Source organism: Franzmannia pantelleriensis (assembly GCF_900102875.1).
GTDB lineage: Bacteria > Pseudomonadota > Gammaproteobacteria > Pseudomonadales > Halomonadaceae > Franzmannia > Franzmannia pantelleriensis.
This window is the reverse complement of record NZ_FNGH01000001.1, coordinates 416,021-431,590: the sequence shown is the minus strand read 5'-3', so window position 1 is coordinate 431,590 and position 15,570 is coordinate 416,021. Positions and strand designations below refer to the sequence as shown.

The 15,570-nt window shown below is 62.7% G+C and carries 15 protein-coding genes; 12 read left to right on the top strand and 3 right to left on the bottom strand.

What is annotated here, in order from left to right; genetic code table 11:
* Nucleotides 1–90: 90 nt before the first annotated feature.
* The 9 genes from BLT16_RS01810 to ihfA all read left to right on the top strand — a co-directional run bounded on the left by BLT16_RS01810 (nt 91) and on the right by ihfA (nt 8,886).
* Entirely contained in the window at nt 91–558 is a 468-nt protein-coding gene (locus tag BLT16_RS01810) for a DUF2489 domain-containing protein (RefSeq protein ID WP_089656796.1), read from the top strand.
* A 282-nt stretch (nt 559–840) separates the two neighbouring features.
* The gene (locus tag BLT16_RS01805) at nt 841–1,539 is read left to right on the top strand and encodes an OmpA family protein (RefSeq protein WP_089656795.1); all 699 of its coding nucleotides are present in this window, start codon (nt 841–843) and stop codon (nt 1,537–1,539) included.
* Between the two features lie 245 nt (nt 1,540–1,784).
* Nucleotides 1,785–3,683 (top strand): threonine--tRNA ligase, encoded by a 1,899-nt coding sequence (gene thrS, locus BLT16_RS01800; protein ID WP_089656794.1) that lies wholly within the window; start codon nt 1,785–1,787, stop codon nt 3,681–3,683.
* Complete coding sequence (gene infC / locus BLT16_RS01795; protein WP_479691039.1) at nt 3,680–4,273, top strand: translation initiation factor IF-3; 594 nt, start codon at nt 3,680–3,682, stop codon at nt 4,271–4,273. Before thrS ends, infC begins: the two co-directional genes overlap by 4 nt.
* 87 nt (nt 4,274–4,360) lie before the next feature.
* Complete coding sequence (gene rpmI, locus BLT16_RS01790; RefSeq protein ID WP_076748010.1) at nt 4,361–4,555, top strand: 50S ribosomal protein L35; 195 nt, start codon at nt 4,361–4,363, stop codon at nt 4,553–4,555.
* Between the two features lie 34 nt (nt 4,556–4,589).
* A complete protein-coding gene (gene rplT, locus BLT16_RS01785; RefSeq protein ID WP_089656792.1) occupies nt 4,590–4,943 on the top strand; it encodes a 50S ribosomal protein L20 in 354 nt (117 codons plus the stop codon).
* Between the two features lie 152 nt (nt 4,944–5,095).
* Nucleotides 5,096–6,115: a phenylalanine--tRNA ligase subunit alpha gene (pheS, locus tag BLT16_RS01780; protein WP_089656791.1), complete on the top strand. Its 1,020-nt coding sequence runs from the start codon at nt 5,096–5,098 to the stop codon at nt 6,113–6,115.
* A 36-nt stretch (nt 6,116–6,151) separates the two neighbouring features.
* On the top strand, nt 6,152–8,533 hold the full coding sequence (gene pheT, locus BLT16_RS01775; RefSeq protein WP_089656790.1) for a phenylalanine--tRNA ligase subunit beta: 2,382 nt from the start codon (nt 6,152–6,154) through the stop codon (nt 8,531–8,533).
* A 47-nt stretch (nt 8,534–8,580) separates the two neighbouring features.
* Nucleotides 8,581–8,886 carry an integration host factor subunit alpha gene (ihfA, locus tag BLT16_RS01770; RefSeq protein WP_089656789.1) on the top strand — a complete coding sequence of 102 codons (306 nt, stop codon included), beginning with the start codon at nt 8,581–8,583 and terminating at the stop codon, nt 8,884–8,886.
* Between the two features lie 44 nt (nt 8,887–8,930).
* On the opposite strand, the gene BLT16_RS01765 is transcribed toward ihfA, so the two are convergent.
* A complete protein-coding gene (locus BLT16_RS01765) occupies nt 8,931–9,140 on the bottom strand; it encodes a DUF2788 domain-containing protein (protein WP_089656788.1) in 210 nt (69 codons plus the stop codon).
* An 80-nt stretch (nt 9,141–9,220) separates the two neighbouring features.
* Between BLT16_RS01765 and BLT16_RS01760 the strand changes: the two genes are divergently transcribed.
* On the top strand, nt 9,221–9,685 hold the full coding sequence (locus BLT16_RS01760; RefSeq protein WP_089656787.1) for a flavodoxin domain-containing protein: 465 nt from the start codon (nt 9,221–9,223) through the stop codon (nt 9,683–9,685).
* Nucleotides 9,682–10,059 (top strand): hypothetical protein, encoded by a 378-nt coding sequence (locus BLT16_RS01755; RefSeq protein WP_089656786.1) that lies wholly within the window; start codon nt 9,682–9,684, stop codon nt 10,057–10,059. Before BLT16_RS01760 ends, BLT16_RS01755 begins: the two co-directional genes overlap by 4 nt.
* Before the next feature lie 74 nt (nt 10,060–10,133).
* Here BLT16_RS01755 and ppnN read toward each other — a convergent pair whose 3' ends face one another.
* On the bottom strand, nt 10,134–11,498 hold the full coding sequence (gene ppnN / locus BLT16_RS01750) for a nucleotide 5'-monophosphate nucleosidase PpnN (RefSeq protein WP_089656785.1): 1,365 nt from the start codon (nt 11,496–11,498) through the stop codon (nt 10,134–10,136).
* Nucleotides 11,499–11,682: 184 nt separating this feature from the next.
* Between ppnN and BLT16_RS01745 the strand changes: the two genes are divergently transcribed.
* On the top strand, nt 11,683–12,597 hold the full coding sequence (locus tag BLT16_RS01745; protein WP_089656784.1) for a LysR family transcriptional regulator: 915 nt from the start codon (nt 11,683–11,685) through the stop codon (nt 12,595–12,597).
* A gap of 77 nt (nt 12,598–12,674) precedes the next feature.
* Here the strand turns inward: BLT16_RS01745 and gcvP are convergent, their stop codons facing one another.
* Nucleotides 12,675–15,569, bottom strand: coding sequence for an aminomethyl-transferring glycine dehydrogenase (gene gcvP / locus BLT16_RS01740; RefSeq protein WP_089656783.1), 2,895 nt, complete (start codon nt 15,567–15,569; stop codon nt 12,675–12,677).
* Nucleotide 15,570: the final 1 nt, after the last annotated feature.

Genomic DNA, 15,570 nt, shown 5'->3' with positions numbered 1-15,570 from the left:
TGATAAGAACCGGTACCGGCTTGCTGGATCGTTAGCGGCTGAGTATGGTGCACGGACTTGCCAATCACCTGTTAACTGAGTTGAGAGTGTATGAGCGCTACCCTGTTCTGGAGCCTTGCGGCGCTTGCCGTGGTCATTGTCGCTGGCCTTGGTGCCTATGCCGCCACGCTGTGGCGAGAGGTGCGCCGACGCGAGGTGTTTCGTCAGGAAGAGACTCGCCGTGCGCATCAGAACTGTCTCGATAGCCTAGGCGCCATTGCGTCTGCCATGCGCGCCGAACAGGTCGATCTTGTCGAAGGTGCGCTGCGCTGCAAGGTGCTGCTTGAGATCATCGATCCGGCGCTGGTGGAGCGGGACACGTTTCGGGTTTTCGTCACTGTATACGACGAAACTCAGCACCTGCGTACGCACTCCTCACGCAATGAACTGACACCCCGCCAGCGTATGGATGAAGACCGCCAGCGCCTGGCGGTGGAGGACGCCCACCGTCCGGCGCTGCTGGATGCGGCACGCGCTGTGGAGCGCTTCAAACAGGGCTGGCCGGAAACCCTGCACTGACTAGTGCGCGGCGAATGTTGCTCACTTTCTTGTACAAGAGTTTCACATGGTTTAAATTCTTGCTGTGGCATGCGTATGCGTGACGTGCCTGTGAACATGACTGGTGCTATCAGCGCAGGCATGAGACCATGCGCATTAGCACATGAGCACTAGCCGAATTGTTGCAAATGTGCTTTCTTTTACCCTGAGTAAGTCGAGAAATACGAACCAACTCGACGGTTTACGTGGATACGCGGTGTAACCAAGGGTTACGACTAGCGCTGTGTTAAGAAGGAGTCTTACATGAAAAAATCAACGACTGGCTTGCTGATCGGTTCCGCACTGGCACTGGGCCTCGCTGGCTGTGCTACCTCTGGTCCCACCGGGGGGCAGACATCCGCTCAGATGTCTGGTTCCTCCTCTTCTGCCGATCGCGCTTGGTACCAGCACCCCGCCGTTTGCGGCGTTGCAGGTGGCTTGATTGGCGGCAGCATCGGTTATGCTACTGCCGGTAGCTCCGATGAAGAGCAGGGTGGCGCTATCGGTTTTGGTGTGGGTTCTGCTGCTGGTGCACTGCTGTGCGCCGATCGTACTCCTGAGCCGCAGCCTCAGCCGGAACCCGAGCCGATGCCGGAACCCGAGCCGGAGCCTGAGCCCGAGTTCGAGCCGGTGGTGCTGAGCAGCGAGGTCACCTTCGCGTTCGATTCTGCCGAGCTGCGTCCGGAAGCCAGCATGACGCTGGACGAAGTGGCACATCGCCTGCGCGAAAATACCGATCTGCGCGTCAACATCGACGGCCACACCGACTCGGTGGGTAACCCCCAGTACAATCAGGGGCTGTCCCAGCGTCGCGCCGACTCCGTTCGTGACTACCTCGTGTCCCAGGGCATCGCCGAGAACCGCATGCGGACTCGCGGCTTCGGTGAAGAGCGCCCGGTCGCCACCAACGAGACTGATGAAGGGCGCGCTCAGAACCGTCGTGTCGAAATCGACCGTCAGTAAGGGCTAGCGCCCCGGCGCTTGATGCCTGAGCGGCATGCCTGCCGCTCACCTAACGAGGGAGTGCCATCGGCACTCCCTCGTTGCGTATGCGTCCCTTGCGCCGCCCATGGCGCGTTGGGGGCGCCATCTGGTAATGTAGGCGCCTGTTTTTCGACGCAACTATTTGATCAGTACGTTTAGACATTCACCTGTTGCGACATGTGATCCCTGGTATGGATCACCACTGCGCCCAAGGAACCGCCGCAATGCCCATCGTGACCCTGCCTGATGGCAGTCAGAGAACCTTCGACGAACCGCTTACCGTGATGCAACTGGCCGAATCGATCGGGCCCGGGCTGGCCAAGGCCTGCGTGGCCGGCAAGATCGACGACGTGCCGGTCGACGCCGCCGATGTCATCGATCACGATGCCACGGTCGCCATCCTCACGGCGCGTGACGAGGAGGGCCTGGAGGTAATCCGCCACTCCTGCGCGCACTTGATCGGGCACGCGGTGAAGCAGCTCTATCCTGAGGCCAAGATGGCCATCGGTCCGGTGATCGACGACGGCTTCTACTACGACATCGACTTCGGTCGTTCGGTGACCCCGGACGATCTCGTGGCCATCGAGACGCGCATGAAGCAGCTGATCGAGCAGGGCTACGATGTGGTTCGCGAATACGTCGATCGGGATCAGGCGATGCTGACCTTCCTGCACCGCGATGAGACCTACAAGCAGGAGATCGTGCGCGGGATTCCCGAGGGCGAGACCATTCGTCTCTACCATCACCAAGAGTACGTCGACATGTGTCGCGGGCCCCATGTGCCCAATACCCGGCACCTCAAGGCGTTCAAGCTGACCAAGCTGGCCGGCGCCTATTGGCGTGGCGACGCTGACAAGCCGATGCTGACGCGCATCTACGGCACCGCCTGGCCTGACAAGAAACAGCTCAAGGCCTATCTCAAGCGGCTCGAGGAGGCCGAGAAGCGCGATCATCGCAAGCTGGCCAGGAAGATGGATCTCTTCCATCTTCAGGAGGAGGCGCCGGGGATGGTGTTCTGGCACCCCAATGGCTGGACCATGTACCAGGCGCTTGAGCAGTACATGCGCCGGGTGCAGGTCGCCCACGGCTACCAGGAGATCAAGACGCCGCAGGTGGTGGACCTCTCGTTGTGGAAAAAGTCGGGCCACTGGGGCCACTACAGTGAATTGATGTTCACTACCGAGTCGGAGAAGCGCGAGTACGCGGTCAAGCCGATGAATTGCCCGTGCCACGTCCAGGTGTTCAATCAGGGGCTCAAGAGCTATCGTGATCTGCCGCTGCGTCTCGCCGAATTCGGCAGCTGCCACCGTAATGAACCGTCCGGCTCGCTGCATGGGCTGATGCGAGTACGTGGCTTTACCCAGGATGATGCGCACATCTTCTGCAGCGAGCGCCAGATTCAGTCCGAAGCCGAGGCCTTCATTCGCCTTACGCTGGAGGTCTACAAGGAGCTTGGTTTCGACGATGTCGAACTCAAGCTCTCCACGCGTCCGGATGACTTCCTCGGCGAAGCGGCGCTATGGGATCGCGCCGAAGAGGGGCTCGAGGCGGCGCTTGATGCGACGGGGCTCGAATGGGAGCTGCAGCCTGGTGAAGGGGCGTTCTACGGCCCCAAGATCGAGTTTGCACTACGCGATTGTCTCAATCGGGTCTGGCAGTGTGGTACCCTGCAGCTCGACTTCAATCTTCCTGGACGTCTGGGCGCCCAGTTCGTCGACGAAGATGGGGCGCGCAAGACCCCGGTGATGCTGCATCGTGCGATTCTCGGCTCCTTCGAGCGCTTTTTGGGAATTCTCATCGAGCACTATGCTGGCGCCATGCCGCTGTGGCTGGCGCCGCAGCAGGCGGCGATCCTCAATATCACTGATGCGCAGCGGGATTTTGCCCTGGATCTCGAGAAGCGCTTGCAGAAAATCGGTCTACGCGTCAAGGCGGACTTGAGGAACGAGAAGATCGGCTTTAAAATCCGGGAACATACGTTGCAGAAAGTTCCCTATCTCCTGGTGGTAGGAGATAAGGAAGTCGAGTCTGACGCCGTGGCCGTACGTACTCGCAGCGGCGAAGACCTGGGTACCTTCAGGGTCGATGATCTCATCGCCCGCCTGGTGGCCGAGGGGATCTGATTGCCGGCTGCCCGGGCCACGGCAACGTCAACCAACACGGAGATGTAGCGATCAAGCGAAGCAACCCAAGAGGGCGCGTTCAGGACAAGCGGCCCCCAATGAACGAGCGTATTACCGAGGATCAGGTTCGCCTGATCGACAGCGACGGCGAGCAGTTGGGTGTTGTGCCCACCAGTGAAGCGCTGGAGCGTGCCGAAGCTGCCGGTATGGACCTCGTACAGATTTCCAACGCCGATCCGATCGTTTGCAAGATAATGGATTACGGCAAATTCGTCTTCGAGCAGAAGAAGCAGAAAGCTGCTCAGAAGAAGAAGACCAAGCAGATCCAGGTCAAGGAAGTCAAATTCCGGCCTGGCACCGACGAGGGCGACTATCAGGTCAAGCTGAAGAACCTGATTCGTTTCCTCGAAGGTGGCGACAAGGGCAAGGTCACGCTACGGTTTCGTGGCCGCGAGATGGCGCACCAGGACATCGGCCGCAAGCTGATGGAGCGGGTCGCCGCAGATCTCGAGGATCTGGCCAATGTGGAGTCCTTCCCCAAGATGGAAGGGCGCCAGATGATCATGATTCTTGCCCCCAAGAAGAAGTGATCCGAAGGCAAGTAAACGGGTGGTTCGTCGCTGAGGCGGACTGCCGGCCTTGGGTTTTCTGAAAAAACATCGAGCGGAGTTTTCCTCATGCCGAAAATCAAGACCAACAGTGGCGCCGCCAAGCGCTTCAAGAAGACTGCCAATGGCTTCAAGCACAAGCAGTCCTTCCGTAGTCACATCCTGACCAAGAAGTCGACCAAGCGGAAGCGTCATCTGCGCGGGATGAAGCAGATTCACGACGCCGACAAGGCACTCGTCCAGCGCATGCTGCCGAACCTGTAACCGGTTGATCCACTCTTAACGTCAGGAGAATGCTATGACTCGTGTCAAGCGTGGCGTCGTTGCTCGTCGCCGTCACAAGAAAGTAATGAAGCAGGCCAAAGGCTACTACGGTGCTCGTTCGCGGGTCTTCCGCGTAGCCAAACAGGCCGTGATCAAGGCCGGACAGTATGCCTATCGCGACCGCCGTCAGCGTAAGCGTCAGTTCCGTGCCCTGTGGATCGCGCGTATCAACGCTGCGGCTCGCATCAACGGCATGTCCTACAGCCGCTTCATCGACGGCCTCAAGAAGGCCGGCATCGAGATCGATCGTAAGGTGCTGGCCGATCTCGCCGTGCACGAGAAAGCCGCCTTTGCTGCCATCGTCGAGAAGGCCAAGGCTGCTCAGTAAGTGACGGTGCATCGGTGGCGATCGTAGCAAGCTCGCTTCTCGCCACCACGCATGCCGTAACGTCGCAGGGGAAGAGCCGCCGCTCTTCCCCTGTTTTTTTGTGACCCAGTGTCGGCCGCGCGTCGCGGCCGACGAGATTCGGAGCTTTACGGATGGACCATCTTCCCACACTGGTCGCCGAGGCTCGCCAGGCCATCGACGCCGCCGATGACATAGCGGCACTGGATGACGTGCGGGTTCGCTACCTTGGCAAGAAAGGCGAGATCACCGCGCTGCTCAAAGGCCTGGGCAAGCTGCCGGCCGATGAGCGCCCTGCGGCAGGCGAGCGCATCAACGAGGCCAAGCAGCTGCTTGGTGGTGAGCTCGAATCGCGCAAGCAGGCACTTCAGCAGGCGGCGCTCAATGCACGCCTGGCGGCCGAACGGCTCGATGTGACCCTGCCGGGCCGCGGCCAGGAGAGCGGCGGATTGCACCCGGTGACCCGCACCCTCGAGCGTATCGAGGGGCTGTTTACTCGAATCGGCTTCGACGTGGCGGTGGGGCCGGAGATCGAGGACGATTACCACAACTTCGAAGCGCTGAATATTCCCGCGCATCACCCGGCGCGGGGCATGGCCGATACCTTCTACTTCGATGCCACCCGTCTACTGCGCACCCACACCTCGCCGGTACAGGTGCGGACCATGAAGGCCGAGCAGCCGCCGATTCGTATTGTCTGCCCGGGGCGTGTCTATCGCAGCGACTCCGACCTGACCCATACCCCGATGTTTCACCAGGTAGAGGGGCTGCTGGTCGATGAGGGCGTTAGCTTTGCCGACCTGAAAGGCACCATCGAGGACTTTCTGCACGCCTTCTTTGAGCGCGACGACCTTTCGGTGCGCTTCCGGCCGTCCTACTTTCCGTTTACCGAGCCTTCTGCCGAGGTCGATATCCAGTGCGTGATGTGCAGCGGCGAAGGCTGCCGGGTGTGTTCCCAGAGTGGCTGGCTCGAGGTGATGGGGTGCGGCATGGTGCACCCGGCGGTGTTCTCTCACGCCGGCATCGACAGCGAGCGCTACACCGGGTTTGCCTTCGGCATGGGCGCTGAGCGGTTGGCGATGCTGCGCTATGGCGTCAACGACCTGCGTTTGTTCTTCGACAATGACCTGCGCTTTCTGCGTCAGTTCGGTTGATTGCCACCCCGCTCGCTTTGAGGAGACAGGATTTCCATGAAATTTTCCGAACAGTGGCTGCGTGACTGGGTGTCACCGCAGCTGGCGACCCAGTCGTTGGCCGATCAGATCACCATGGCCGGCCTCGAGGTCGACGCCATCGAACGCGTGGCCGGCGAGTTCAGTAATGTGGTCATCGCCGAGGTAGTGGCCAAGACGCCGCACCCGGATGCCGACAAGCTCAACCTGTGTCGTGTCGATGACGGCAGCGGCGAGCCGGTGCAGGTGGTATGTGGTGCCCCCAATGTGGCGGTAGGGCAGAAGGTGCCTTTCGCCCGCGTTGGCGCCGTGCTGCCGGGTGACTTCACCATCAAGCAGGCCAAGCTGCGCGGCGTCGAATCCCGCGGCATGATCTGTTCTGCCTCCGAGCTGGGGCTCGAGGAAGACGCCTCGGCAGGGATCCTGGTGCTACCTGAGGGGGCGCCAGTGGGCGATGATCTTCGACTGTGGCTGGGGCTCGACGATAGCACTATCGAGGTTGACCTGACGCCCAACCGCGGTGACTGCCTGAGTGTGCTGGGCATGGCCCGGGAAGTCGGCGTGCTCAATCGGCTGTCGCTCGAAGGGCCCGCGCTGTGCGCAGTGCCGGCAGCCCATGACCAGCGCTTCGCCATCGAGGTGGCCGACCCCGAGCGCTGCCCGCGCTATCTGGGCAGGGTCATCAAGGGCGTCGATGTGACCGCTGAAACGCCGCTATGGATGGTCGAACGTCTGCGTCGCAGCGGCGTGCGCAGCATTGACCCGGTGGTCGATGTCACCAACTACGTGATGCTGGAGCTCGGTCAACCCTTGCATGCCTTCGACCTGGCCAATCTCGACACGCGTATCGAGGTGCGCCTGGCGCGCCCCGGCGAACGCCTGGTACTGCTGGATGGCCAGGATATTGCGCTGCGTGACGACAGTCTGGTGATCGCCGATGCCAAGGGGCCCCTGGCCATCGCCGGTGTGATGGGAGGCGAGCACTCGGGTGTCAGCCCCGATACGCGCGATATCTTTCTCGAATCGGCATTCTTCAGTCAGCTGGCGGTGGCCGGCCAGGCACGCTCCTACGGGCTGCATACCGACGCCTCGCACCGCTTCGAGCGCGGCGTCGATCCCCAGATGACGGCCAAGGCTGCTGAGCGTGCCACCCAACTGCTGCTGGAGATCGTCGGCGGTGAGGCGGGGCCACTGGTGGAGGCCGCGAGTGCCGCTCACTTGCCTGGCGAACGGCGCGTAGCACTGCGCGCCGAGCGCCTCGAGCAGGCGCTCGGCAAGCGGCTGGAGAGCGATGAGGTGGTCGAGATCCTCGAGCGGCTGGGCATGCAGGTCGATACCCAGATCGATGGCTGGGCGGCGCAGGTGCCGAGCTGGCGCTTCGATATCGCCATTGAAGAGGATCTGATCGAAGAGCTGGCACGTATCCATGGCTACAATCGTCTGCCGGCGCGTCGCCCAGCGGCCCGTCTCGGCCTGCGTGCCGACCATGAAGTGCGCCAGCCACTAGCCCGGCTGCGGCGTCAACTGGTCGCCCGCGGTTTCCAGGAGGCGATCAGCTACAGCTTCGTGGCCCCGGAACTGCAGCAGCTTTTGCATCCTGAAGGGCGTTCGCCGCGCCTGGCCAATCCGATCTCCAGCGATATGGCGGTGATGCGCTACAGCCTGTTCCCAGGTCTGATCAAGGCGCTGCAGCACAATCTCAATCGCCAGCAGGGGCGGGTGCGATTGTTCGAGACCGGTCTGGTATTTCGCGGCGAGCTCGACGACCTCGAGCAAGTGCCGATGGTCGGGGCGCTGGTATGCGGCCCTCGTGAGCCCGAAGGGTGGGCCGGTGGTCGCGACAAGGTCGACTTCTATGATCTAAAAGGTGACCTGGAGAGTCTGATCGCCCTGGGTGGCGACCGTGATGCCTGGCGCTTCGAGCCGGCGGAGCACAGCGCGCTGCATCCTGGGCAGACCGCTCGAATCACCTGTCGCGGCGAGGCGGTAGGCTGGATCGGGACCCTGCACCCGGCGGTACGTGCAGAGCTGGGACTCAAGGTCGATGCGTTGCTGTTCGAGGTGCACCAGGAGGCATTGACGTGCGGTGTGCTGCCGGCCTTTGCGCCGCTGTCGCGCTACCCCGAGGTGCGCCGTGATCTGGCACTGCTGGTCGATGAGGCGTTGCCGCTGCAGGCGCTGCTCGACTGTTTGCGCGAGCAGGCCGGTGAGTGGCTCACCGAGCTCAAGCTGTTTGACGTCTATCACGGCCAGGGCGTGCCGGAAGGACGTAAGAGTCTTGCCTTGGGCTTGACCTGGCAGCATCCTTCGCGCACGCTGAATGACGATGAAATCAATCAGTTAGTCGATGCAATCGTCACCGAGTCCCGTCAGCGTCATGGCGCCGAGCTGAGAGGCTGAGCGTCTCCGGCGCCAGGGACGGTGCCGCTATCCAGCGAGGGAATGATATGGGCGCGTTGACCAAGGCGGAACTTGCCGAGCACCTGCATGTGGAACTGGGCCTCTCCAAGCGCGAGGCCAAGAGCATGGTGGAGGCGTTTTTCGAGGAGATTCGTGGCTGCCTGCGCGAGAACGAGCAGGTCAAGCTGTCGGGGTTCGGCAACTTCGATCTGCGCGACAAGCGCGAGCGACCGGGTCGCAACCCGAAGACCGGCGAGGAGATCCCGATCTCGGCGCGACGGGTGGTGACCTTTCGTCCCGGCCAGAAGCTCAAGAGTCGCGTCGAGGACTTTGACGGCGTCTCGATGGTGTAGGTATCACGCCAACGGCACCCCTGAGGGTGCCGTTGGCGTATTGATCACACACCGGCACCACTCTCCATCAGGTAAGTGATCACCACCTTGATCACATAGCCAAGCATGCCGGCCCCCAGTACGATGAACAGCATGATGGTGCCGAACTTGCCGGCCCGGGATTTGCGCGCCAGATCCCAGATGATGAAGCTCATGAACAGCATGAGTCCGCCGACCATCACAGGCGTCACCCAGGCCTCGAAGATCTCCTGCATGCTTGCTCCATGTCATTGAATGGCATGCCATTATACGCCTGTGGTAATATCCGACCAAATTTCTCAAGCAAAGAGCTCTCATGGCTACACTGAAGATCTTTGTCGGCACCATGTACGGTGGGGCGCTGGACGTCGCGGAACAGGTCAAGCCACTGTTCGAGGAGGCCGGCTATCACGTCGACATCTTCGAGCAGCCGACCCTGGATGACCTGGTTGCCGAGCCTCCGGCACTGGCGCTGTTCTGTGTCTCTACTACCGGTAGCGGCGACTATCCCGGCAACCTGGTGCCCTTTACCCGTGCCCTGATCGACCAAAGTCCCTCACTTGGCGAGTTGCGCTATGGTCTGGTGGCGCTGGGTGATAGCTCCTACGGCGATACCTTCTGCGGCGCCGGACGTGCGCTGGATGCACTGCTCGCCGACCTTGGCGCTCAGCGTGTTGGCGAACGGCTCGAGGTCGACGCCATGGAGACCTTCATGGCGGATGATGCTGCGCTCCCCTGGGCCGAGGCGTGGATCGCCGAGCACGGCTTGCAGGTCGCATGATGGGCGGGCCGAGTGCCGAACGGCTGAGCGCGCTGCTGGGACTGCTAGTGGTGATGCTGGCGACCCTGCCGCGCTATCTGGACGGCGGCCATGAAACCCGCCTGTCGTTGATGCTGATGGCGTCAGCGGTGGTCGCGGTCGTGGCGGTGCTGCACTGGCGGCTGCTGGATGCAGTAGCACGGCAGCGATTACCCGACCTGCTGCGGCGGCTGGGCTTCTGCTTGCTTGCCGGGCTTGCCGTGATGGCCGGCTGGTATGCGCTGGCGGCCACGCTAACGGGCTGGCAGGTGCTGATTTCCCACGGCGCGACGGCTGGGCTGCTGATGCATGTGCTCAGCTTGTGGTGGCGCCGAGAGCGTTCCGACGCGCGCTGAGCCTTGCCACTGCGCGAAGAATGCAGACGTTTACGCCCCCGGTCATGCCGGGGGCGTAAACGTTGCGGCGCGGGTCAGGCGAGCTGATAGCAGGGCACGTAGGCGGTGCCGGGCAGCTTCATGCGCCCCTGAGCCACGAAGGAGGTCAGCAGGGCGTCGAGTTGGCGCATCAGCTCGGGCTCTGCGTGCAGCGTGAAGGGGCCGTGGGCCTCGATGGCGCGAATGCCGGGCTCCTTGACGTTGCCGGCGACAATGCCAGAGAAGGCGCGGCGCAGGTTGGCAGCCAGCTCGTGGGTTGGCTGTTGATGATGCAGGGCCAGACCGGCCATGGCGGCATGGTCGGGCTCGAACGGTGCCTGGAAGTCGCGGGCGATATTCAGGCGCCAGTTGTAGTAGAAGGCGTCCTGCTGATGACGTCGGAAGTCAGCCACGTCGTTGATCCCATCGCGCATGGCGCGTGCGACACCGGCCGGGTCGTCGATGATGATCTGATAGCGTTCGCGTGCTTCTTCGCCGAGCGTGTAAGCCAGGAATTCGTCGATGCGCTTGAAATAGTCGGCGGCGCTGGCCGGACCGGTGAAGATCACCGGGTAGGGCATCCCGCGGTTCTCGGGATGCAGCAGGATGCCAAGCAGGTAGAGAATTTCCTCGGCGGTGCCGACCCCGCCAGGGAATACGATAATGCCGTGACCGACGCGCACGAAGGCTTCGAGGCGCTTCTCGATATCCGGCATGATCACCAGTTCATTGACGATCGGGTTGGGCGATTCGGCGGCGATGATGCCCGGCTCGGAGATGCCCAGATAGCGGCCCTGAGTGCGGCGCTGCTTGGCATGCGCCACATTGGCGCCCTTCATCGGCCCCTTCATGGCGCCCGGTCCGCAGCCGGTGCAGATATCCATGTCGCGCAGGCCGAGGTGATAACCGACGTCCTTGGTGTACTCGTACTCCTCGCGAGAGATCGAGTGGCCACCCCAGCACACCACCAGCCCCGGGTCGCGGCCAGGCTTTAGGGCGCCCGCCTTGCGCAGGATATGGAATACTGCGTTGGTGGTGCCCTCGCCGGTGGAAAGGTCGAAGCGCTGCTGGGTCTGAATCTCGTTATAGACATAGACGATATCGCGCAGCACCGATGAGAGCAGCTCGCGAATGCCGCGGATCATCTTGCCATCGACGAAGGCGTCGATAGGGGCATTGGTCAGCTTGAGGCGAATGCCGCGATCCTGCTGAAGGACTTCGATGTCGAAATCGCGGTAGGTCTCCATCACGGCGCGGCCGTCGTCGGTGACATTGCCGCAGTTGAGCACCGCCAACGCACAGCAGCGCAGCAGGTCGTGCAGGCCGGCGCGGGAGGTGTCGCGAAGGCGGTTGACCTCGTGCTGGGAGAGCACCTCGAGGCTGCCTTCCGGCGAGATGATGGTGGAAATGGTTTCAGGCATAGCGGCAATCCTTGTCTTGCGGTCAGGCAGCCCTGCCGGGTGTACATGACCCGGCGGGTCGTCATGAAATGCTACCACGCCCCGTGCGCCGGCCGCAGCGCTGCGGCGCTCAACGCGATCTGATAATATTGCCTGTCAGTGGCCGTTCCGATTCTCCCTCTGCCTGTGAGTGCTGCGCCGCCCCATGTTCAACGCCCAATACTTTCGCACCTTCATTACTCTGGTGGAGACCGGTAGCTTCACCCATACGGCACGGCGCCTGGACATGACCCAGCCCGGGGTCAGTCAGCATATCCGCAAACTCGAGCAGTATCTCGGCAAGCCGCTGCTCAATCGGCACGGTCGTCGTTTCACCCTGACCGACAGTGGACGGCGTGCCTATGAATACGCCATCAAGCTGTTCGCCGAGCACGAGCATTTTCGCCATTCGCTGGATAACGACTCGCTGGACTCCGGTGATTGCCGTCTGGCATCGCCAGGCAGCGTGGGGCTGATGCTGTATCCCTTCCTGCTCAGCTATCAGCAGATGTACCCGGGGCTGACGGTCAGCTACAGCTTCGCTTTCAACGGTGCAATCGTGCAGGACGTCCTGGCGGGGCGCTACGACCTGGGGATCGTGACCGATCTGGTCAAACACGCCGACCTGCAGGTGGAGCCCTGGCACCAGGAGCCGCTGTGCCTGGTGGTGCCGGCGGACTTTACCGGCACCACCCTCAATGACCTCACGGGCTTAGGGTTTATCAACTACTCCGACGGCATCCAGCATGCCGCGCAGTTGCTCAAGGCCAACTTCGTCGATGAGTTCCGTAGCATGAACCGCTTTCCGCAGCAGGGCTTTACCAACGAGGTGTCGATGGTGCTTGACGCGGTGGCGCGCGGGCTGGGCTTCACGGTGGTGCCACGACTGGTGCTAGAGACCTCACCCTGGCAGCGTCAGGTCAAGGAACTGAGCTTGGCGCAGCCGGTCCATGAGACGCTCTATGTGGTCACGCCGGGGGGCTCGGAGATGCCGCGTCGCTATGCGCGTCTGCTGGAGGGCTTCCGCGAGCAGCGGCGCCAGGCGCTATACGGCTACGCCGAGGAGCCGAGCTTCGGCTGAGGAGCGCGTGTCATCCGCGTAACGCATGCGCCCCGGCCATTGGCCGGGGCGCATGCGTTGGTGGGTAGCGCCTTCACTCAGTCGCGGTACTCGTCGATGCTCGGACACGAGCAGATCAGTTGACGGTCGCCGTGAACGTTGTCGACGCGGTTGACCGCCGGCCACACCTTGGCGGCCTTGACGGCAGGAGAGGGGAAGGCACCCAGCTCACGGGAGTAGAGGCGAGCCCAGTCGGCGTCGATCAAGTCGGCCATGGTGTGCGGGGCGTGCACCAGTGGGTTGTCGTCCGCCGGCCAGTCGCCACGTTCGACCCGGCCGATCTCCTCGCGGATCGCGATCATGGCATCGCAGAAACGGTCGATCTCGTAGCGTGACTCCGACTCGGTGGGCTCGACCATCAGCGTGCCGGGTACCGGGAAGGACATGGTTGGGGCGTGGAAGCCATAGTCCATCAGACGCTTGGCGATATCTTCTTCACTGATACCCGAGCTGGCCTTGAGCGGGCGGATGTCGATGATGCACTCGTGGGCCACGGTGCCATTGACGCCGCGGTACAGCACCGGGTAATGACCGTCGAGGCGTTCGGCAACATAGTTGGCGTTGAGGATCGCCAGCTCGGTGGCCTCGCGCAGGCCGCGGGCCCCCATCATCTTGATGTAGGCCCAGGAGATCGGCAGGATCGAGGCGCTGCCGAAGGCCGCCGCCGATACCGCGCCGCACTCGGGATTGACACCGCTGATCGGTGTTACCACGTGGTTGGAGACGAACGGCGCCAGGTGCGCCTTGACCCCGATCGGCCCCATGCCAGGGCCGCCGCCGCCGTGGGGAATGCAGAACGTCTTGTGCAGATTGAGGTGCGAGACGTCGGCGCCGAAGTCCCCGGGGCGGGTCAGGCCGACCTGGGCATTCATATTGGCACCGTCCACATAGACTTGGCCGCCATGATCGTGAACGATCTGGCAGGCCTCGCGCACCCCCTCCTCGAACACTCCATGGGTCGAGGGGTAGGTGAGCATGATGGCCGATAGCGACTCATGGTGCTGTTCGGCCTTGGTGCGCAGGTCGGCGAGGTCGATATTGCCATCGCTGTCGCACTCCACCACCACCACCTTCATCTGGGCCATGGCCGCCGAGGCGGGGTTGGTGCCGTGGGCAGAGCTCGGGATCAGGCAGATGTCGCGGTGGCCCTGGCCCTCGGCGGCCTGATAGCGGCGAATCGCCACCAGACCGGCATATTCGCCCTGGGCGCCGGAGTTGGGCTGCATCGAGATATGGTCGTAGCCGGTGATCTCGACCAGGAACGCCGCCAGCTCGTCGATCATCTGCTTGTAGCCAACCACCTGATCCTGCGGTGCGAACGGGTGGATCTGGCCGAACTCCGGCCAGGTGATGGGGATCATCTCACTGGTGGCGTTGAGCTTCATGGTGCAGGAGCCCAGCGGGATCATCGCGTGGGTCAGCGACAGGTCCTTGTTCTCAAGACGCTTGAGGTAGCGCAGCATCTCGGTTTCGCTGCGATAACGCTGGAAGGTGGGATGCTGCAGGAAGGCGGAGTCGCGTCGGCAGGCCTTGGGGATGCCGCTGCTGCCGGCGGCAACGATGCTCTCATCCAGTGCGGTTACCGACAGGCCGTGCTCTTCACCGATCAGCACGTCGAACAGCACGTCGAGGTCGTGGGCGGTAGTGGTCTCGTCGAGGCTGACCCCGATGTCGCCGCCGTCAAAGTAGCGCAGATTGATCTCGTGGGTCATGGCGCGGCCGTGCACCTTGCCCGCATCAACGCCGGTCAGACGTAGGGTGTCGAACCAGCTGTCGTGGGCCAGCCTGATGCCTTTCTGGGAGAGTCCCTCGGCGAGGATGGTGGTCAGGCGGTGAATGCGGGTGGCAATGGTGCGCAGCCCTTCGGCACCATGATACACGGCGTAGAAGCCGGCGATATTGGCCAGCAGCGCCTGGGCGGTACAGATGTTGGAGGTGGCCTTTTCACGACGGATGTGCTGCTCGCGGGTCTGCATCGCCATGCGCAGTGCCTGCTGGCCGCGCGTGTCCTTGGAGACGCCGATGATGCGCCCAGGAATCGAGCGCTTGAGCTTGTCGGTGGTGGCAAAGAACGCTGCATGGGGGCCGCCGAAGCCCATCGGCACCCCGAAACGCTGGGTGTTGCCGACCACGATGTCGGCGCCGAGTGCCCCTGGCTCCTTGAGCAGCACCAGGCTCATGATGTCAGCGGCGACGCAGGTCATGATGCCGCGCTCACGGGCAGCGCTGAGCAGGCCGCCAAGGTCACGGACCTCGCCGCTGTGGCCCGGATACTGCAGCAGCGCGCCGAACACCTCGTGCGCGGCCAGCTCGTCGGCCGGGGCCACGATCAGCTCGAAACCGAAATAGTTGGCTCGCGTGCGAACCACGTCGAGGGTCTGGGGCAGCACATCGTCGGCGACGAAGAAGGCCTTGCTCTTCGACTTCTTGTTGGCCCGCTGACACAGTGCCATGGCCTCCGCCGCGGCGGTGGCCTCATCCAGCAGCGAGGCGTTGGCCAGCTCCATACCGGTGAGGTCCATGACCATCTGCTGGAAATTGAGCAGCCCCTCCAGGCGGCCCTGGGCGATTTCCGGCTGGTAGGGCGTGTAGGCGGTGTACCAGCCCGGGTTCTCCAGCACGTTGCGCTGGATGACCGCCGGCACATGGGTATTGTGGTAGCCCTGACCGATATAGGTCTTGAAGACCTTGTTCTGGCGTGCCAGTCGCTTGAGGTAGTCGAGCGCCTCGGCCTCGGTACGCGGCCCTTCGAGGGACAGCTCGCGGCCCAGGCGAATGCCGGGGGGAACGGTCTTCTCGATCAGGGTCGCCATGCTGTCGACGCCAAGGGTGTCGAGCATCTGGGCGACATCGTCGGCGCGGGGGCCGTTATGACGATGAATGAAGGCGTCGTGTCCGGCCAGATCGGCCAGGCGTCGAGTCTCGGTAGCCATG